At 61.8% G+C, this 18888-nt stretch carries 13 protein-coding genes and 1 pseudogene; 9 read left to right on the forward strand and 5 right to left on the reverse strand.

Going from position 1 to position 18888, the window contains the following annotated elements:
- The first annotated feature begins 42 nt into the window (after nt 1-42).
- The gene (locus PG897_RS15970; RefSeq protein WP_010633685.1) at nt 43-825 is read left to right on the forward strand and encodes an alpha/beta fold hydrolase; all 783 of its coding nucleotides are present in this window, start codon (nt 43-45) and stop codon (nt 823-825) included.
- 132 nt (nt 826-957) lie between these two features.
- Here PG897_RS15970 and PG897_RS15975 read toward each other — a convergent pair whose 3' ends face one another.
- Nucleotides 958-1935, reverse strand: a complete 978-nt coding sequence (locus PG897_RS15975) for a LysR family transcriptional regulator (protein ID WP_201883674.1) — start codon at nt 1933-1935, stop codon at nt 958-960.
- A 60-nt stretch (nt 1936-1995) separates the two neighbouring features.
- Here PG897_RS15975 and PG897_RS15980 point away from each other — a divergent pair, with 60 nt between their 5' ends.
- From PG897_RS15980 to PG897_RS16010, 6 genes and pseudogenes are all read left to right on the forward strand, one after another.
- A complete protein-coding gene (locus PG897_RS15980; RefSeq protein ID WP_201883675.1) occupies nt 1996-3693 on the forward strand; it encodes an L-lactate permease in 1698 nt (565 codons plus the stop codon).
- Between the two features lie 13 nt (nt 3694-3706).
- A complete protein-coding gene (locus PG897_RS15985) occupies nt 3707-4498 on the forward strand; it encodes a (Fe-S)-binding protein (RefSeq protein WP_201883681.1) in 792 nt (263 codons plus the stop codon).
- Nucleotides 4491-5927 (forward strand): LutB/LldF family L-lactate oxidation iron-sulfur protein, encoded by a 1437-nt coding sequence (locus PG897_RS15990; RefSeq protein ID WP_201883676.1) that lies wholly within the window; start codon nt 4491-4493, stop codon nt 5925-5927. Before PG897_RS15985 ends, PG897_RS15990 begins: the two co-directional genes overlap by 8 nt.
- 1 nt (nt 5928) lies before the next feature.
- On the forward strand, nt 5929-6573 hold the full coding sequence (locus PG897_RS15995; protein ID WP_095592563.1) for a LutC/YkgG family protein: 645 nt from the start codon (nt 5929-5931) through the stop codon (nt 6571-6573).
- The gene (locus tag PG897_RS16000; RefSeq protein ID WP_201883677.1) at nt 6573-9380 is read left to right on the forward strand and encodes an FAD-binding and (Fe-S)-binding domain-containing protein; all 2808 of its coding nucleotides are present in this window, start codon (nt 6573-6575) and stop codon (nt 9378-9380) included. Before PG897_RS15995 ends, PG897_RS16000 begins: the two co-directional genes overlap by 1 nt.
- Before the next feature lie 171 nt (nt 9381-9551).
- A pseudogene (locus PG897_RS16010) lies at nt 9552-9971 on the forward strand (alpha/beta fold hydrolase); the annotation flags it as partial.
- Nucleotides 9972-10100: 129 nt separating this feature from the next.
- On the opposite strand, the gene PG897_RS16015 reads toward PG897_RS16010, so the two are convergent.
- The 4 genes from PG897_RS16015 to PG897_RS16030 all read right to left on the reverse strand — a co-directional run bounded on the left by PG897_RS16015 (nt 10101) and on the right by PG897_RS16030 (nt 16643).
- Entirely contained in the window at nt 10101-11957 is a 1857-nt protein-coding gene (locus PG897_RS16015; RefSeq protein WP_201884969.1) for a retron Ec67 family RNA-directed DNA polymerase/endonuclease, read from the reverse strand.
- Between the two features lie 328 nt (nt 11958-12285).
- Nucleotides 12286-13326 (reverse strand): lipocalin-like domain-containing protein, encoded by a 1041-nt coding sequence (locus PG897_RS16020; protein ID WP_201881321.1) that lies wholly within the window; start codon nt 13324-13326, stop codon nt 12286-12288.
- Nucleotides 13327-13511: 185 nt separating this feature from the next.
- Nucleotides 13512-15941: an FtsX-like permease family protein gene (locus PG897_RS16025; protein WP_201881279.1), complete on the reverse strand. Its 2430-nt coding sequence runs from the start codon at nt 15939-15941 to the stop codon at nt 13512-13514.
- A gap of 21 nt (nt 15942-15962) precedes the next feature.
- Nucleotides 15963-16643 carry an ABC transporter ATP-binding protein gene (locus tag PG897_RS16030; RefSeq protein ID WP_201881281.1) on the reverse strand — a complete coding sequence of 227 codons (681 nt, stop codon included), beginning with the start codon at nt 16641-16643 and terminating at the stop codon, nt 15963-15965.
- Nucleotides 16644-16818: 175 nt separating this feature from the next.
- Between PG897_RS16030 and PG897_RS16035 the strand changes: the two genes are divergently transcribed.
- Nucleotides 16819-17286 (forward strand): DUF4357 domain-containing protein, encoded by a 468-nt coding sequence (locus PG897_RS16035; RefSeq protein ID WP_005302024.1) that lies wholly within the window; start codon nt 16819-16821, stop codon nt 17284-17286.
- A 154-nt stretch (nt 17287-17440) separates the two neighbouring features.
- A complete protein-coding gene (nhaD, locus tag PG897_RS16040) occupies nt 17441-18868 on the forward strand; it encodes a sodium:proton antiporter NhaD (protein WP_117403279.1) in 1428 nt (475 codons plus the stop codon).
- Nucleotides 18869-18888: the final 20 nt, after the last annotated feature.

Raw genomic sequence — 18888 nt, forward strand, 5'->3', positions numbered from 1 at the left:
GCGCCTACTATACCCCAATGCCGTTGATGAGGGAGTCGCAAGATGCTGTATCACAAGACCTTCGAGCTGGGTCCCGAGCGGGATTGGGTAGTATTCGTGCACGGGGCGGGCGGCAGCTCCTCCATCTGGTTCAAGCAGCTGCGCGCCTATCGCGAGCACTTCAACGTGCTGCTGCTGGACTTGCGCGGCCACGGCCAGTCCCACAAGCTGCAGCAGGTGATCAAGGGTCACTACAGCTTTCGGGCGGTGACCGAGGATATTCTGCAACTGCTCGATCACCTCAACATTCGCCGCGCCCACTTCGTCGGCATCTCCCTTGGCACCATCCTCATTCGCCATCTGGCGGAGCTCTGCCCCGAGCGGGTCAAGAGCATGGTGCTGGGCGGCGCCATCCTGCGACTCGACATCCGTTCGCGGGTGCTGGTGCAGCTTGGTCGTCTCGGTCAGCACATCCTGCCCTACATGTGGCTCTACCGGCTGTTTGCCTTCATCATCATGCCGCGCCAGCACCATCAGGAGTCACGCAACCTGTTCGTGCGCGAGGCGCGCAAGCTATGCCAGAAAGAGTTCAAGCGCTGGTTTCGCCTCGCCACCGAGGTGAACCCCCTGATGCGCTACTTCAAGGAGCGGGCCCTGCCCATTCCCACCCTCTATGTGATGGGGGAGGAGGATCACATGTTCCTGGCGCCGGTGCGCGAGCAGGTGGCGCGCGACCCCTACAGCCGGCTCGAGATCATCGACGGCTGCGGCCACGTCTGCAACGTGGAGCGGCCCGAGCACTTCAACCGCCAGTCGCTGGCCTTTCTCACCGCCCAGCCCGTCTGAGCCGGCGCCAACCGCCTGCTTGAGGCGACCCTGGTGGCTTGAGCCAGCGCGCTGAAGGGGAGGCCATGTTAGGTAACGCTGCCGCCCGACTCAAAAAGCCCCCCGTTGACACAGGATGAGCGCCATCCCCCGTCAGCCAAAGTAGTGGGCGATATCGAGGTAGCGCTGGCGGATATGCTCGATCAGCAGTCGGATCTTGCGCGGCGGCTGGCGGGTGAAGGGGTAGACGGCGTAGATCCCGAGCTTCTTGCCTACCTGATCGGGGAAGAGATCCACCAGCTCGCCATTCATCAGATCGTGATAGACCAGGCAGCGCGGCACATAGACGATGCCGCGCCCCCCCAGCGCCGCCTTGCGCAGGGCCCCCGCGTTGTCGGTGCAAAAACTGCCCGACACCGACAGCAGATAGTTGCCCTCTTCCCCCTTGAAGGCCCACTCCGAGGCCCCCGTGCTCTGATAGGCGTAGCGCAGGCAGTTGTGGGTGAGCAAGTCCGACGGCTCGCGCGGCGCCCCGAAGAGGCGCACGTAGGCGGGCGCGGCGCAGATCACCCACTGGGAGTCGAGGATGTGGCGGGCAATCAGGCTCGAATCATCCAGATAGCCGGTGCGAATGACCAGATCGAACCCCTCTTCCACCAGATTGACGAAGCGGTTGTCCAGCGACATCTCCACCGTGAGCCCCGGGTGCTGCTGGCAAAAATCGGCCACCGCATCGGCCAGCAGCAGCTCGCCGGAGATGGTGGGCACCGACATCCGCACATGACCGCTCACCTTTTCACCAAATCCCGCCACGGCGTCGAAGGCGTCCAGTGCGGCGGCCTTCACATTTTTGGCACCCTGATAGAGCTCCTTGCCCGCCTCGCTCAAGGTGAGCCGGCGGGTGGTGCGATAGAGCAGCTGCACCCCGAGCTCTTCCTCCAAACGCCCGATCCGCTTGCTAACCACTGAATTTGTCAGGGAATTTTGCTCGGCCACCTTGCTGAAGGAGCCGGCCTCCACCACCTGGGCGAAGAGAATGAGGTCGTCGGTACTGGCCATATTTATCGATTTTTGGAACGAATGTTGTTCATTATTTCCATATATCGCGAAAAAAGAACAGGGTAAGGTCACGTCCGCTTAACAAAACAACAACAAGGTGCGCCTCTGCACCGCTCGGACAAGGACGCAATGATGACAGACACCCTGTTGGCCCTGGTGGCCTTCTCGCCGATCGTGGTGGCCGCCGTGCTGCTGGTCGGCCTTAATTGGCCCGCCAAGCGCGCCATGCCCATCGCCTTTATCCTGACCGTATTCATCGCCCTCTGGGGCTGGCAGATGAGCCCGACCCGGGTGCTCGCCTCCAGCCTGCAGGGGCTCATCATCACGGTGACCGTGCTCTGGATAGTGTTCGGCGCCATCCTGATGCTCAACACCCTCAAGCACACCGGCGCCATCAGCGCCATTCGCGGTGGCTTTACCAACATCTCGCCGGATCGGCGCATCCAGGCCATCATCATCGCCTGGTGCTTCGGCGCCTTTATCGAGGGGGCCTCGGGGTTTGGCACCCCGGCCGCCATCGCCGCCCCCCTGCTGGTGGCCATCGGCTTTCCGGCGCTGGCCGCCGTGCTGCTCGGCATGATGATCCAGTCCACCCCGGTGTCGTTCGGTGCGGTGGGCACCCCCATCCTGGTGGGCATCAACAAGGGGTTGGATAACCAGGCCATCGGCCACACCCTGAGCGCCGGCGGCAGCAGTTGGGACATCTACCTGCAGCAGGTGACCACCAACGTGGCCCTCATTCACGCCACCGTCGGTACCCTGATGCCGGTGTTGATGGTGATGATGCTGACCCGCTTCTTCGGCCGCAACCGCAGCTGGACCGAGGGGCTCTCCATCCTGCCGTTTGCGATTTTCGCGGGGCTCGCCTTCACCGTGCCCTATGCCCTCACCGGCATGCTGCTCGGCCCCGAGTTCCCGTCCCTCATCGGCGGCCTGGTGGGACTGGCCCTGGTGGTAACGGCGGCGCGACGCGGTTTCCTGGTGCCCAAGAACTCCTGGGATTTCGCTCCGGAGAAAGAGTGGCCCGCCGAGTGGCTGGGATCCCTCAAGCTCGATCTCAAAGAGGCCGCCGGCCGCCCCATGTCCTTGCTGCTGGCCTGGCTCCCCTATGTGGCGCTGGCCCTCCTGCTGGTGGCCAGCCGGGTGAGCCCGGAATTCAAGGCCAGCCTCCTGTCGGTGAGCCTCGTCTTTACAGACCTCTTGGGGGAGAAGGGGGTCAGCGCGTCGATTGAGCCGCTCTACCTGCCGGGGGGTCTGCTGGTGTTCTGCGCCCTGCTCGCCACCCTCATTCAGGCCCGCGCCCTGGCGCCTCTCGGCCGCGCCGTGAGCGAGTCGAGCCGCACCCTGATTGGCGCCGGCTTCGTGCTGATTTTCACCGTGCCCATGGTGCGCATCTTCATTAACTCCGGCGTCAACGGGGCGGATCTCGCCAGCATGCCGGTGACCACCGCGAACTTTGCTGCGGGGCTGGTCGGGGAGTTCTTCCCGGCCCTGAGTGCCACTATAGGCGCGCTGGGGGCTTTTATCGCCGGCTCCAACACGGTGTCGAACATGATGTTCAGCCAGTTCCAGTTCGAGGTGGCGCAGACCCTGGGGGTCTCCACCGCCGCCATGCTGGCCCTGCAGGCCGTGGGCGCGGCGGCTGGCAACATGATTGCCATCCACAACGTGGTGGCGGCCTCGGCCACCGTGGGTCTCTTGGGTCGCGAGGGGGCGACGCTGCGCAAGACGGCGCTGCCGACCCTCTACTACCTGCTGGTCACCGGCCTTATCGGGCTGGCGCTCATGTACAGCTTCCACGTCTCGGACGCACTGCTGCAGTTGAAGTAAAGGAGAGCAAGTGATGAAGGTAATGCGGGTCTATCCGGCCAAGCCGGCCGATGTCTATCTCTACGCCACCTGTCTGGTGGATCTGTTCGACCCGGTGGCGGGGCTCGATGCCATCGCCCTGCTCGAGCGGGAAGGGATAAGGGTGCACTTTGTCGAGAAACAGACCTGCTGCGGCCAGCCGGCCTACACCTCGGGTCACGAGGAGGAGGCGCGCCAGGTGGCGCAAAGCCAGATGGCGCTCTTCCCCGAGCCCTGGCCGGTGGTGGTGCTGTCTGGCTCCTGCGGCGGTATGATGCACCATCACTATGCTCGCCTCTTCCCGGACAGCTCCGAGGTGGCGGCGTTTTGCGAGCGGGTGTTCGAGCTCACCGAGTTTCTGGCCCGGGTCTGCCGGGTGCGCTGGCACGGGGTGGGGAGGGCGAGCATCGTCATGCACACCTCCTGCTCGGCCCGGCGCGAGATGCAGGTGCACACCACGGCCCGCAGCCTGCTGGGGCAGCTCGAGGGCGTCACCTTGCATGAACAGGCCTACGAGAGCGAGTGCTGCGGCTTTGGCGGCACCTTCTCGGTGCGCCATCCCCACATCAGCCAGGCCATGGTGGAGGACAAGACCCGCCACCTGCTGGCCACCGGCGCCAATACCCTGGTGAGTGCCGACTGGGGGTGCCTCTTGAACATCAAGGGATCCCTGGCCTATCAGGGCAAGCGGCTTCCCGCCACCCATCTGGCCAGCTTCCTGCTCGCCCATAGCGAGCCGGTGGATCAAGGTTTACAAGCGCAAAAACAGGGGGCCCATCATGAGTGAGCACGCCAAGTATTCGCCGCGCCGCTTCCATCCTCAGGCAGAGGCGGCCCTGGCCGACCCCGTGCTGCGCCAGAACTTTCGCGGCGCCATGGATTACCTGCGCGGCAAGCGCCGCGACGCCTTCGCCAACCCGCAGGAAGAAGCGGCGGTGCGCGATGCGGCCGAGCAGATCCGCCAGCGCTGCCTCTCGCGTCTGCCGGAACTGTTGGAGCAACTCGAAGCCAACTGCGAGCGCAACGGCATCCGGGTGCACTGGGCCCAGACGCCGGATGAGGCCAACGCCATCATCCTCGGCATCGCCCAGCAGCACGGGGTGAGCAGCATCGTCAAGGGCAAGTCCATGGTGAGCGAGGAGGTGGGTTTCAATCACGAGATGGCGCGCCACGGCATCCGCTGCCTTGAGAGCGATATGGGGGAGTTTATCGTCCAGCTCGACGGCGATACCCCGTCCCACATCATCATGCCCGCCATTCACAAGAACAAGCAGGAGGTGAGCGACACCTTCGCAAGCAACCTGGAAGGCTTCACCCCCACCACGGACGTGGACGAACTGATCCAGACCGGACGGCGGGCCCTGCGCGAAGAGTTTCGCCGCGCCGGCATGGGGCTTTCCGGCGTCAACTTCGCGGTGGCCGAGACCGGCAGCCTTTGTCTGGTGGAGAACGAGGGCAACGGGCGCATGTGCACGACTGTGCCCAAGGTCCACGTGGCCATCACCGGCATCGAGAAGGTGGTGGAGTTCTTATCCGATGTGCCGCCGCTTTACAGCGCCCTGACCCGCTCGGCCACCGGCCAGGCCATCACCACCTATTTCAACGTCATCAGCGGCCCGCGCCGGGCAGGGGAGCTGGACGGCCCGGACGAGGTGCACCTGGTGCTGCTCGACAACGGCCGCAGCCAGGCCTATCGGGACGAAGAGCTGCGCAAGACCCTGCAGTGCATCCGCTGCGGCGCCTGCATGAACCACTGCCCGGTCTACACCCGCATCGGCGGTCACGCCTACGGCACCATCTACCCGGGTCCCATCGGCAAGATAGTCTCCCCCCACCTGCTGGGGCTGGAAAGCACGAGCGATCTGGTGACGGCCTCGAGCCTGTGCGGTGCCTGCGGCGAGGTGTGCCCGGTGCGCATCCCCATTCCCGACCTGTTGCAGCGCCTGCGCCGGGAGGCCAAGCACGACGCCCAGCCCGGTCACGAACCGCTGGCGGGGCAGGGGGCGGCCAGGAGCCGGCTCGAGACGCTTGCCATGCAGGGCTTTGCCTTTGCCGCCACCCACCCGCGCCTCTATCACGCCGCGACCGGTGTGGCCGGTCGCCTGCGTGGGCTGATGCCAAAGCATCTTGGCCCCTGGACCCAGTGCCGCGAAGCCCCCAAACCCGCCCCCCAGAGCCTGCACGCCCTGCTGCGCCAGAAGAAAAAGGAGTCCTGAGATGTCGAGCAAAGAGGCTATCTTGAACCGCCTGCGCGGCGGCGCCACCCCCATTGCCCACGCCCCCCATGGCTGGCAGCCCTGGCGCGGGGAAGATGACAACGCGCGGCGTGAGCGCTTTCTTGGCATGATCACCGCCAGCCACGCCGAGATCCTCACCGTCAAGGAGGCGACCCTGGCCCAGGATCTGGCCGCCTGGCTGGATGAAGAGGGAGTGACGCATCTGGCCTGTGGCCAGGGCGGCCGCTGGCAGGCGGCGGTCGCGGCCGCCAACGCCGGGCGCTCTGTGCTGACCCCGGCGGGGGAGTTCGCCGGCTGGAAAGACGAGCTGTTTGACGTCTGTCAGGCGGGCATCACCCACTGCGCGGGGGCCATCGCCGATACCGGGACGCTGGTGTTGCTGCCGGATAGCGGTGAGCCGCGCACCCTATCCCTGGTGCCACCCTGCCATATCGCCCTGCTGGCGGCCTCCACCATCGCCGACAACCTGGCGGGGCTGGTGGAGGCCGGGCGCTGGCAGCAGGCCATGCCCACCAATCTGTTGCTGGTCTCCGGCCCCTCCAAGACCGCCGACATCCAGCAGACCCTGGCCTACGGCGCCCACGGCCCGAGCCGCCTGCTGGTAGTGCTGGTGGAGGATTGCTGATGCCTTGGAACCAGTTTGATGCCGCCGTGCTCTCGCGTATTCCGCCGGAGCGGCTGGTGAGTGACCCGGACTTGCGCCTCGCCCACGGCACGGACGCCAGCTTCTACCGGCTGGTGCCCGAGCGCATCGTGCGCCTCGACTCCCTCGATGAAGTGCGCTTCGTGCTAGAGGTGTGCCGCGAATTGCACCTGCCATGCACCTTTCGCGCCGCCGGCACCAGCCTCTCGGGCCAGGCCCTGAGCGATTCTGTGCTCATCACCCTGACCGACAGCTGGCGCGGCCACCGCATTCTGGACGAGGGCGCTCGCATCGCCCTGCAACCCGGGGTGATCGGCGCCGATGCCAACCGCTATCTGGCGCCTCTGGGGCGCAAGATTGGGCCGGATCCCGCCTCCATCAACGCCTGCAAGCTCGGCGGCATCGCCGCCAACAACGCGAGCGGCATGTGCTGCGGCACCGCCCACAACAGCTATCACACCCTGCACGCCATGACCTTGCTGCTGGCCGATGGCACCGTGCTGGAGAGCGGCGATCCGCAGAGCCGCGCCGCCTTGGCGACCAGGCGCCCGGAGCTGCTCTCGGGGCTCGCCGCCCTGCGTGCCGAGGTGCTGGCCAATACCGAGCTTGCCGCCAAAATTCGCCACAAGTACCGGCTCAAGAACACCACCGGCTACGCCATCAACGCCCTGCTCGACCATGAGGATCCCATCGATATCCTCACCCACCTGATGATTGGCTCGGAGGGGACCCTCGGCTTTATCGCCGAGGTGGTGCTCGACACCGTGCCCGAATACCCCCACAAGGCCTCGGCCCTGCTGGTGTTCCGGGACGCCGAGCAGGCGTGTCTGGCCACCTCGCGCCTTAAAGCTGCCCCGGTGGCGGCGGTGGAGCTGATGGATGGGCGCTCCCTTCGCTCGGTGGCGGGCAAGCCCGGCCTGCCGGACTTTATCAAGACGCTGGATCTGGCTGCCTGCGCCCTGCTTGTCGAGGTGCATGGGGAATCGAAAGAGGAGCTGGTGGATCGCTGCGAGCAGGTGACGGCCATGGCGGCCGAGTTCGCCCAGGTTGCCTCTGTGCCTTTTACTACCGACAGCGCGGGCCTGTGGGCCATTCGCAAGGGGCTCTTCCCGGCGGTGGGGGCGGTGCGCACCACAGGCACCACCGTCATCATCGAGGATGTTGCCTTTCCCATCGAACGTCTGGCGGAGGGGGTGGCGGGGTTGCAAGCCCTGTTCGATCGCTTCGAATACGGTGAGGCCATCATCTTCGGCCACGCGCTGGAGGGGAACCTGCACTTCGTCTTTACCCAGGGGTTCGAGGATCCGGCGCAGGTGGCCCGCTATGGCGCCTTTATGGATGCGGTAGCGGAGCTCGTCGCGGTGCGCTTTGGCGGGTCGCTCAAGGCCGAGCACGGCACCGGCCGCAACATGGCCCCCTATGTGGAGCTGGAATGGGGGCCGGAGGGGATGGCGCTGATGCGCCGCATCAAGGCGCTGCTCGACCCCGATGGCCTGCTCAATCCCGGCGTCATCATCAACGACGACCCCAAGGCCCATCTGGCCCACCTCAAGCCCATGCCGGCGAGCGATGCCATCGTCGATCCCTGCATCGAGTGCGGTTTTTGCGAGGCGGTCTGCCCCTCGCGCACCCTGTCGCTGTCGCCACGCCAGCGCATCGTGCTCTATCGCGAACTGGCCCGCCGCAATCGTGCCGATGAGCCCTCCAACCAGCTGGCCCGGCTGTTTGACTATCAGGGTATCGACACCTGCGCAGCGACCGGGCTCTGCGCCGATCGCTGCCCGGTGGGCATCAACACCGGCAGCCTGATCAAGAAGTTGCGCACTGACAAATACCAGCGCTTCGTGCCCATCGCCCGCTGGAGCGCCGATCACTTCGCTGGCGTTACCCGTACGGCCCGCGGTGCGTTGGGCCTAAAAGCCATTGCGGGCAAGGTGCTGGGAGACAAGGCGCTGGCTGGGCTGGTGAACGGGGTTCGCCATCTGAGCGGCCAGCGCACCCCCGCCTGGCTGCCGACCCTGCCGGGGCCGAGCCGCTACCTGTGGCCGCAAGGGGAGGGGAGCCATGGCGGATCCAATGAGGGCATTGGAGAGGATCGCGCTGTGGTCTATTTGCCGTCCTGCGCGAGCCGGGTGTTCGGCCAGCAGGAGGAGGCCCCGTCACTGCCACAGGTAGTGCAATCCCTGCTCAAGAAGGCGGGCTGCCGGGTCATAGTGCCGGTGAGAGTTGAGGGGCTCTGCTGCGGCATGCCTTATGACAGCAAGGGGATGGTCGAGGTAGCGGAAGCCAAGCGCAGTGAGCTGTCCGAGGCCCTGTGGCAGGCAAGCGAGCAGGGCCGCTGGCCCGTGCTGCTCGACACCAGCCCCTGCGTGCAACGGCTGCTCTCGGGGTCGCTCGGCAAGGGCCTTCAGGTGTTCGAGCCATCCGCCTTTGTGCTGGAGCACCTGCTGCCCCACCTTGAGCTGACCCCCATCGATGAGACAGTGATGCTCCATATCACCTGCAGCAGCCGGCGCATGGGGTTGGGGGATAAGATGCTGGCGCTGGCCCGCGCCTGTGCCCGCGAGGTGATAATCCCTGAGCATATCCAGTGCTGCGGCTTTGCCGGTGACAAGGGGTTGATGACCCCGGAGCTCAACGCCGCGGCCCTCGCCAGCCTGTCCACCCTGGTCCCCGCCGATTGCCGTCAGGGTTTCAGCAACAGCCGCACCTGCGAAATGGGGCTGAGCCAGCACGCCGGCATTCCCTATCACAGCATCCTCTATCTGGTTGATCAGGCGGCGAGATAGGAAAACAACAACGGCAGGATAAATATCCTGCCGTTGTTGGATACGCCAAACGCCTGGGGCGTTGTCCCCAGAAGTGGCTGCGCGCCATTGTCAGAGCCTGCATAGATAAAACGGATTATCCCATCCCTGCCGAATTGTGTACGTCAAACCACTGCCGGTGAACAGTTACCGCGGGTGTTGGTGCAGCTGGGCCAACTAGGCCAGCATTTCCTGCCCTATATGTAGCTCTATTGGCTGTTTGCCTTCATCATCATGCCGAGCCTGCACCATCAGGAGTCGCGCAACCTCTTTGTGCGCGAGGCCTGCAAGCTCTGCCAGAAAGAGTTCAAACTCTGGTTCAGTCTTGCCACCGAGGTCAACCCACTGATGCGCTACTTCCGCGCACGCTCCCTGCCCATTCCCACCCTTTATGTGATGGGGGAGGAGGATCATATGTTTCTGGCGCCGGTGCGTGAACAGGTGGCCCGTGATGCCAGCTCCTCGCTGGCGGTGATCGAACAGTGCGGCCATGTCTGCAATGTGGGGCAGCCGGAGCAGTTTAATTTCCGTACGCTGGCATTTATTCAATCATTGGGGGGAGGGAGGAAATAATCCTTTGCCTCAATCCCGACTCAAACAAAGTGGGGAATATATCTGGGTCAGCGCATCTCCAGTTTGTTCTGCGATACCACAGGAATAGCCGTACCAGTGAGATGGGCTAAGCCAGCACGCTGGCGTTCTCTATCTCTTAATGTTTTCATAGTGTTCAATTACTTTTACAATAGGGTCCAGAAGCACTTTTAATCCAGTGAAATCAATGCTTTTCTTTTTTTCCTTTACAATGTGAGTGGCAAAAGCATCCTTGCTAAGGTCATTTTTTGCATCTCTTTTTTCAACAGTGTTAAAGAATTTTCCATTTGAGTGTTTCATCAGCCTTGTTTTGTCATCGAAGAAGTACTCTATATCCGTTGCCTCACCAGAAGTTCCTAAAGGTGTAAATATTACATATAGATTGCCCATAACATGTATAAATTCTGATTTCCGTATGTCTTTTTTCTTATCCAAATGTGAAGGTATTAATGTTATAATTTTTTGAAATTTATTCCCCTGCAATAAACTGACTATATTATCTGGTCCAGTATCATTATCTAAAAAAATAATCACAGGTTTTTTTGGTTTTAAATTATTATACGGAGCCATATTTTTATGGAAGTTTTCAATGAATCCTTTTAGATAGTCGGTGCCACCGAAAAGCTCCAATAAAAATCTAGTTCTTTTAGTATATTCGACAAAACGTATCAATAATTCATATTTACCATCAGTTCTTATAGCTAAAGATGGATAATGTACCATGAGTTCACTTATAGCTGACTTTAAATAAATGTTGTCAGTTTTACCCTCACATAGAATGGTTGGTTTCTCATTGCCGTAAAATAATCTATAGTATAGGAATTGGCTGAATGTTTTTTCTCTTCCGGAAAGTAAAGTGCTTGTGCTTTTACCTATGGCCTTCAAACTATATTCTGGTGATAACGGTGCTTTTTGTCTTAAACGATTATAATGGTCTACGTGGTCAATGAAATTTAGTTGACCCTCTAATACATCTAGATTACCTATAACGGATACACCATCTTCAATGGAAGTGAATGTGCCAGTTTTAAATAGAGTGTTGCATTTAGCTCTTGCTAACCGCCAATATTCATTTTTTGTATTAGGTTTTTTGTTAACGACAAGTCCTGTTACATCTTGTCGAGAATTCTTATATTGGATCCTGGTTTTACCATTATTAACAGAAAATCCAGAGCGCTTTATTTCATACAATAGCTCTTTGCCTAAAATGTAGCCATTCTCATCTTGCTCTGCTATTTTTTTGGGGAATTCAGATTTTCTAGTGGAAAAAGTTATATCATCGGCATATCTTGTGTAAGTGCATTTATATTTTTTTGCTAAAGAAGCTAAATTAATATCTAAACTGTGGCATATTAGGTTTGATATAACAGGTGAACAAGGGCTTCCTTGGGGAAGCTTATTATCATGGCAAGCTATTTGTGCTATTACTGTTGCAATATGCTGGTCCAGTTTGAAATCATTGTTTTTTATAAAGAAGCCTCGAACTCTACCAAAATTAAAGCTATCAAAAAAGTTCTCTATATCAATGTTTAGAATGTTTTTCTTTCCTATGTGCATCATTGCATTGGTAATAATAGAGCGATTTCTTGAAAAACCATGTGATAAAGAAGGTTGTTTAGATTTTGATGAGGGAATTTTAATTTTCAAAAATTCTGCTGCGTAGTCAATATCACCATTCTCTCTGACTTTTGGTACGGCTAGTTGTGATGTTGGGAATTTTATTTTATTAATTTCGTCGATGCAATCTAAAAGCAATATAGACAAACTTCTTTGTAGGCTTTTCAGTTCATTGGATGGGGCATTAATTACTCGTTTACCGCCAGATCTTTTACTTATGGTAAATTGATGATATTGGTTTTCAGGCCTTGTAATGTATAATGTCCTAGTTAAAAACGCAGCATTTACGCCTAGCAGTTTAGCTAGTTCTGGCTTGGTAGATATGGACTTCAATAGGTTTAATTTCGACATATATACATCCGTATATAATGAGGCTTATGGGCACTCTTACGCACTACACATCTCGGTGTGCACATCGACACACTACATATGGCAATCCAAATGGACAATTTTTTCACTGCTCGCGAAGCGCGAGCGAATAGTCTGCCCATAAGCCGATACTTAGGATAAATTAATAAAAAAAAGAGTTCAACAATAAAGATTGTGACTGTCATAACAGTATCTTCAACCTTGAGTGCTCTAAAAGACGGGAAAGCTCGTAGCCTCAGGTGATTTTCTTGTTATACAGAATAGGGTTTACTATCCGCGATAGTAAAAATCATGAATAGGCAAATTACACTCAATACCCCGTCATCTCCAGATAGCCGACGCCCTTGGCATCTCCCGAGACGGATACTGCCCCCTCCCAGTAGTCAAAGCGTCCCGTCATGGCCTGATTGGCTTGGCGGGCACGGATCGTCAGGTTCAACTCGGCGGCCTCCAGCCGCCACTCGATGGGGTAGGCTTGCCCCTTGGGGCCGCGCCAGGTTTTGCCGGGGGTGAGGCGGATCTGCGCAGGGTTCAGCACCCGGCTGCTGCCGTCTCGCTCGATCAGGATGCCGTAGCGGTTCTCGGGCTCAGTGCGTCCTGCCTTGGTGCGCAGGCGAAACAGCATCAGCTCGCGGCCATCTTCAAATTGCAGCGAAAACCAGTCCCAGCCCGATTGCCACTCGGCCAATACCGAGCTGCTCCACTCGTGATCGAACCAGCCCTCACCGCTGACGTTACGGGTCTCGCCATCCAGAGTCAGTGTGCCGCTGATGGTCAGGCGCGGGTAGGAGTAGTAGAAGGAGGCGTTGCCCGGGCTCTTCTCGCTGTAACCCTGTTTGCCCTGCAGCACCGCCGGCTTGGCGGCGCTTACTTTCAAATCAAGATCCCCCGCCTTGCTCTGCACCTTGAGGGTGGCGGGAAAGAGCGATTCCCCTTGAGAAGCCAGCACCCAGTCTTTCAGCCAATACTGACCGCCGCTGGCACCGGCGAGCCCGGGCCCCTGCCGGCTGGTGCGCTCGTCCTGCAGATGGCTGCCTTTACTCACATCCGTGATGGCGAACTGGGCCAGCCAGAGCTGGGGGGTGAGCCAGGGGTTCTCCGATTTGATCTCCTGTTCAATGCCTTGGCGAAACAGGGTCCACTGCATGCCGTAGCCGCGCCTCTGTTCGTCTTTCAGGTTGCCGGTGAGATACCACCACTCGGAGCGGTAGTCGGGGTGGGCAGCGTGATCCGTGGGCAGACGGATGGACTGGCCCGGCAGGGCCTTTTTGAAGTGATCGCTGCCGCCACCCAGGATGGCGCCCAGATCGCTGGCCTGCGCGTTGCCGCTTATGGCAACAAACGGGATCAAGAGGGCTGCAAGCCACAGGGTCCGTAAAGAGGACAAGATTTCCCTCACCCTGGCCCTCTCCCGAAGGGGGAGGGGATGGTTCGCGGCAGCTCTGTGCGCTTCTCTGCGCTGAATCAAGTGCGGTGACAGGGATGTGGTCAATGGGAACGTCAAGCCATGGCTGAGCCAGTGCGCAAACCAATATTTCATACCACTCTCCTTGCGGCGTACCAGGAAGCGAGCGCGCCACAGACGGGGGCGAGCAGAAGCGCCGTGACGGCGTGCAGGGGGGCGGCCTCGAAGGCCAGCCGCCAGCCGAAGGCGCGGGGGTTGACCACCTCAATCAGCACCCAGGCAAGGCCATAGCCCACCGGCAGTGCCAACAGCGCGGTGAGCAGCCCGAGGCCCGCTCCCTGCCACACCAGCAACCGGCGGCAGTGGCGGGGGCTCAGGCCAAGGCTTTGCAGGGTCTGCAACTCGCCGCGCCGAGCCAGCCCCAGCACCATGAAGGCCGAGCCGATGCCGACGAAGGCGATCCCCAGAATGAGCAACTTCAATAGCTCGGTCACCACAAAGGTCTGGTCGAACACCCTGAGGGCGGCGGCGTGGATGGCGGGGGCGGGCAACAGGTTCACCCGCTCGCCAAACTGCGCCCGCAGGCGGTCGGCGAGGCGATCAACGTGCGGGCTGAAGAGGGCCAGGGATTGCACCTTGCCCCCTTCGAAGGCGTGCAGTATCTGCCCCTTGTCGCTGCCGTAATCCTGATAGACGCCGGTGACGGTGAAGGTGCGTGGCCCCTGCTCGCCGCTTACCTCGAGGCTTTGGCCCACCCTGACCCCGAGGCGCACCGTCAGCGGTTCGCTCGCCAGCACCTCGTCGGGGGTGGCGGGCCAGCGTCCGGCCAGCAGCGGATAGGCGGCTTTGAGCTCGGGGATAAAGTCCATCTGCGCCCACTCGATGGGCTGCCCCTGCCAGCGGGCCGGGTGCACCGAGCGGCGCGAGACGGCGCGCACGTCCGGCGCGGTGAGTATGGTGTTGAGGGTCTGCTCGCTCAGGGCGCCCTTGTTGCCGGCCACCCCCTTGGGAGCGGTGACGTAGAGATCGGCGGCCAGGCGCTGGCCGAGCCAGATCTCCACGCTCGAGCGAAAGCTCGACACCATGACCCCGATGCCGATGGCCGCCGCGATGGCCAGTTGCAGCGCCATCACCGCGATGGCGGTGCGATCCAGGTGATAGAGGGTTTCGGCTACCCCGAGCCGGGCGCTGAGGGAGCCGCGCTCGCGTCGGCGCAGCCGGCCCAGCACGGCGCGCAGCACATCGGGCAGGGCGAGCGCCATGGCCAGCAGCCAGCCGCCGGCCACGAAGAGGGCGCCGGTGAGGCCGGTTTCTGGCCGCCACAGACAGAGCGCGCAGAGCAGCAGGATGACGATGGCGAGCCCTCGACGTTGCCAGGGGTGAGCCGGCGGGCGGCTGTTGCCCTCTCGCAGCTCAAGGGGGGATTGGCGCAGCAGCTGCCACCAGCCGGGCAGGTTGGCAGCCAGCGTCCCCAGCAGGCCGATCACCAGCGCCTTGCCAAGGCTGGCGGGGGAGAGGCGCAGCAGGTCGATGGGGTTGGGGCCATAGAGATCCGCCAGCGCCTGGGTGAGCTGCCCCATCAGGGCCAGTGCCAACAGGCTGCCGAGCAGCAGCCCGAGCAGAGTGCCGATGCTGGCGAGGATCAGGATCTCCAGGGTCAGCCAGCGCAGCAGCCGGCGCGGCGGCATGCCGAGGATGATGAGCTGGGCCAGCTGGGGGCGGCGCACGCTCTGCACGAAGCGCTGGGCGTTGAACACCAAAAACAATCCCACCGCCATGGCGAGCAGGGAGAGCGCCGTGAGGTTCAGCGCCAGCGCATCGCCGAGCTGGCTGGCATCGAGCGCCGGGCTGATGGGCTCAAGCCAGAGGGGCTGATGGGGGGCATAGGATTGCAGGGCCGCCTGCAAGGCTGTGGCCTCTTGCTCGCTGAGCTTGAAGACGATGCGATCGAGCCGCCCTTCCTTGCCCAGCAGCGGCTGGGCGAGGCCGATGTCGGTCACCAGCAGCCGCTCCATGGGCACGGCGCCGGGCTCGAAGGTGCCGGCCAGGGTGAGCGTCAGCGGGCGGGGCGGCGCCCCTTCAGCGCCACCCAGCACGAAGCGGCGGCTCTGACCCGTTTGCCAGCCAAGGTGGCTCGCCTCGGGGGCGGCCAGCCAGACGCTGTCGGCGCGGGTGAGGGAGAAGGTGGGCTTATTGTCCGGCGCGGTGCCAAACAGCCGGCGCAAGGGGCCGGGGTTGAACAGATCCATCCCCAGCAGCTGAAAACTGCGCCCTTGTTCATCTTGCAGCCAGCCGTGCAGCTGGGGCATAGCGTCGAGATTTGGCTGGCTGCGCACCAGCGTCACATAGAGCTGCTCGTCCAGCCCACCGTCCGGCGCCAGCCGGTAGTTCGCTTCCCCCGCCAGCTGGCTGCGGGCGGCGACGAAGTTGGTGCGGGCGCTGTGGTTCAAGAGCTCGATGGCCACCACCAAAGAGACCCCCAGGGTGAGCCCGACCAGGCTCATCAGCAGCAGCCAGGGGTGGGCGCGATAGAGGCGCAGCAGCGCCTTGAGCGGCAGCATCACCGCCCTCCGTGGCGGGCGTCAGTCATGGCGGCGCCCCTTGAGCTCGACCAGCTGACCCCCTTCGAGGCGCAGCACCCGATCCGCCAGGGCGCCATAGGCGGGGTTGTGGCTCACCAGCAAGAGGCCGGCGCCGGTGCCCCGCACCGCCGCCATCATCAGCGCCATCACCTGCTCGGCGTTGTGTTCATCGAGACTGCCGGTGGGCTCGTCGGCGAGCAGCCACTTCGGCTGGTGAATGAGGGCGCGGGCCAGCGCCACTCGCTGACGCTGGCCGCCGGAGAGCTGCTCCGGCCAGGCGTGGCGCTTGTGGGCCAGATCGAGGCGCTCCAGCAGGCCGTCAATGCGCGTCTCATCGCGGGCAAGCTGGTTGATGGCAAGGGGCAGGGCGAGGTTCTCGGCCACGGTCAGGGTCGGCAGCAGGTTGAAGTCCTGATAGACGATGCCGAAATGGCGGCCGCGCAGGCGGGCCCGCTCGTCCGGTGACTGGTTGTCAAGGCGGGTCTCCCCCAGCCAGATCTCCCCCTCATCCGGGGGGAGGAGGCCGGCGATGAGGTTCAGCAGGGTCGACTTGCCGCAGCCGCTCTGCCCAAGCAGCAGGGTGATCTCGCCGGCCGCCAGGGTCAGATCAAGGTGGTGAAACAGCGGCAGCCGTTCGCTGCCGTTATCGAAGCTCTTGCCGAGATTGCGCAGATTCAGCATGGGATAACCGGTTGATGGCCAATGGCTTTCATTACGTGCCCTCGGCTCGACTCAGGGTGAGTGCCACTATGCCAGTTAGTGATCAAGGCTGCAAAAGAGGTGAGGATCCTGGCTGGATCCCGCTCGCCTGTGGTGGTTAGAATAGGGGCCTCCATGGGTCACAGGATGCGCAAGGATGTTACACAAGCAAGTCAGTTTTATCGTCGACAGCAAGGGCGCCAAGCAGGCTGCCGTGGTCCCCATCGAGATTTACAACGAGCTGATGACCCTGCAAAAGGCGCTCTCCGACAACAAGCCGGGCGAGCGCGAGCTCTACCACTTCAACGGCAAGGGGGCCGAGGCGCACGGGTATCCGGTGGGCAAGCGGCAGAACCCCGGCTTCATGGTGCTGGCGGGCTCCACCGCCAACGGCGAGGATGCGGCTTCCCTGCGCGAGGCGGTGATCGAACTGCGCCAGGAGCTGCTGGGCAAGGGGATCCTGGCCCCGCGCAGCGAAGGGGGCTTCGTCTTTACCGCCGATCAGCTGTTCAACAGCCCGAGCCTGGCCGCGAGCCTGGTGGCGGGCAACAACCGAAGCGGGCTGGATGCCTGGCAGAACAGTGCCGGCTACACCCTTAAACGCTCGGGGTTTGGCAAGAAATAACCCTGATGGCAGGGGCAAGGAGCGCCGCCTGATCTTGCGCCCCTGATGCAAGCGTTCGCCCACCCGGGCTTGGCGCGAGCAGGGAGAGGGCAGGGGGTGACCTCCCTGTCCACTGCCAGCCTCAAAACCAGACGGTTTCCAAGAGAGGGGCCCCATGTCTGGATCTGCACGTCTGTTTTCTTCGGCCATCCTCGGCCTCTTCTGCGCCCCCGCGCTCGCCGACGGCGGCCCTCTGCCCATGACGCACACCGGCGCCGGCCTCTTTGCTCTGTCCATCTTCGCCCTGGCCTATGTCCTGGTGATGGCGGAGGAGTACCTGAAGCTGCGCAAGTCCAAGCCCGTGCTGGTGGCGGCCGGCATCATCTGGATCGTCATCGGCATCGTCTATGCCGGGCAGGGGCAGAGCCCGCTGGCGGTGGCGGGATTTCGCCAGACGCTGCTGGAGTACGCCGAGCTGATGCTCTTCCTGCTGGTGGCCATGACCTATGTCAACGCCATGGAGGACAGGCTGCTGTTCGACGCCCTGCGCGCCCGCCTGGTACGCACCAGGCTCAGCCTGCGCTCCCTGTTCTGGCTGACGGGGATCCTCGCCTTCTTCATCTCCCCGGTGGTGGACAACCTCACCACGGCGCTGCTGATGTGCACTGTCGTGCTCCATGTGGCCAACGGGGAGCGCCGCTTCATCAACCTGGCCTGCATCAATATCGTGGTGGCGGCCAATGCGGGCGGCGCTTTCAGCCCCTTTGGCGACATCACCACCCTGATGGTGTGGCAGGCAGGCCAGGTGCCCTTCGAGCAGTTTCTGCTGCTGTTCGTGCCCGCCCTGCTGAACTTCCTGGTGCCGGCCACCCTGATGAGCCTGATGGTGCCGCGCCATGCCCCCACCATGAGCCATGAGCGGGTGGTGCTCAGACGCGGGGCCTTCACCATAGTGCTGCTCTTCCTGCTCACCATAGTGACCGCGGTCGCCTGTCATCACTTCCTGGCGCTGCCCCCCGTGCTCGGCATGATGATGGGGCTCGGCTATTTGCAGTTCTTCGGCTTCTACCTGCGCAAGACGCAGCCCGTTACCCTGGCCCGCGAGCGGGCGCTGTACGCGCGCACCGGCGACGAGGCCCGGCTGCTGCGCCTGGGCTCCATGGTGCCGTTCGACGTGTTCAACAAGATAGCCAAGGCGGAGTGGGACACCTTGCTCTTCTTTTACGGGGTGGTGATGTGCGTCGGCGGGCTCGGCTTCATGGGCTATCTGGCGCTCGCCTCCCAACTGCTCTACCAGGGGGATCCGACCTTGGCCAACGTGGCCATCGGCCTGCTCTCCGCCCTTATCGACAACATCCCCGTGATGTATGGGGTCCTCTCCATGGAGCCGCAGATGAGCGCGGGGCAGTGGCTGCTGGTGACCCTGACCACCGGCGTGGGGGGCAGTTTGCTCTCCATCGGTTCGGCGGCCGGGGTGGCCCTGATGGGGCAGGCGAGGGGCATGTATACCTTCGTTGGCCACCTCAAGTGGTTGCCCGCCATTCTGCTTGGCTATATGGTCGGCATAGGGGCGCACCTGTGGCTCAACAGCGCCCTGTTCTGAGCGTGATCATGGAGAGACAG

The organism is Aeromonas sp. QDB20 (genome assembly GCF_027707805.1).
In the GTDB taxonomy this organism is placed as follows: domain Bacteria; phylum Pseudomonadota; class Gammaproteobacteria; order Enterobacterales; family Aeromonadaceae; genus Aeromonas; species Aeromonas dhakensis.

Excerpts from the sequence above, each read along its gene's own strand:
- PG897_RS15970 (WP_010633685.1), top strand. The coding sequence starts at position 43 with ATGCTGTATCACAAGACCTTCGAGCTGGGTCCCGAGCGGGATTGGGTA.
- PG897_RS15980 (WP_201883675.1), top strand. The coding sequence starts at position 1,996 with ATGACAGACACCCTGTTGGCCCTGGTGGCCTTCTCGCCGATCGTGGTG.
- PG897_RS15985 (WP_201883681.1), top strand. The coding sequence starts at position 3,707 with ATGAAGGTAATGCGGGTCTATCCGGCCAAGCCGGCCGATGTCTATCTC.
- PG897_RS15990 (WP_201883676.1), top strand. The coding sequence starts at position 4,491 with ATGAGTGAGCACGCCAAGTATTCGCCGCGCCGCTTCCATCCTCAGGCA.
- PG897_RS15995 (WP_095592563.1), top strand. The coding sequence starts at position 5,929 with ATGTCGAGCAAAGAGGCTATCTTGAACCGCCTGCGCGGCGGCGCCACC.
- PG897_RS16000 (WP_201883677.1), top strand. The coding sequence starts at position 6,573 with ATGCCTTGGAACCAGTTTGATGCCGCCGTGCTCTCGCGTATTCCGCCG.
- PG897_RS16015 (WP_201884969.1), bottom strand. The coding sequence starts at position 11,957 with ATGTCGAAATTAAACCTATTGAAGTCCATATCTACCAAGCCAGAACTA.
- PG897_RS16025 (WP_201881279.1), bottom strand. The coding sequence starts at position 15,941 with ATGCTGCCGCTCAAGGCGCTGCTGCGCCTCTATCGCGCCCACCCCTGG.
- PG897_RS16030 (WP_201881281.1), bottom strand. The coding sequence starts at position 16,643 with ATGCTGAATCTGCGCAATCTCGGCAAGAGCTTCGATAACGGCAGCGAA.
- PG897_RS16035 (WP_005302024.1), top strand. The coding sequence starts at position 16,819 with ATGTTACACAAGCAAGTCAGTTTTATCGTCGACAGCAAGGGCGCCAAG.
- nhaD (WP_117403279.1), top strand. The coding sequence starts at position 17,441 with ATGTCTGGATCTGCACGTCTGTTTTCTTCGGCCATCCTCGGCCTCTTC.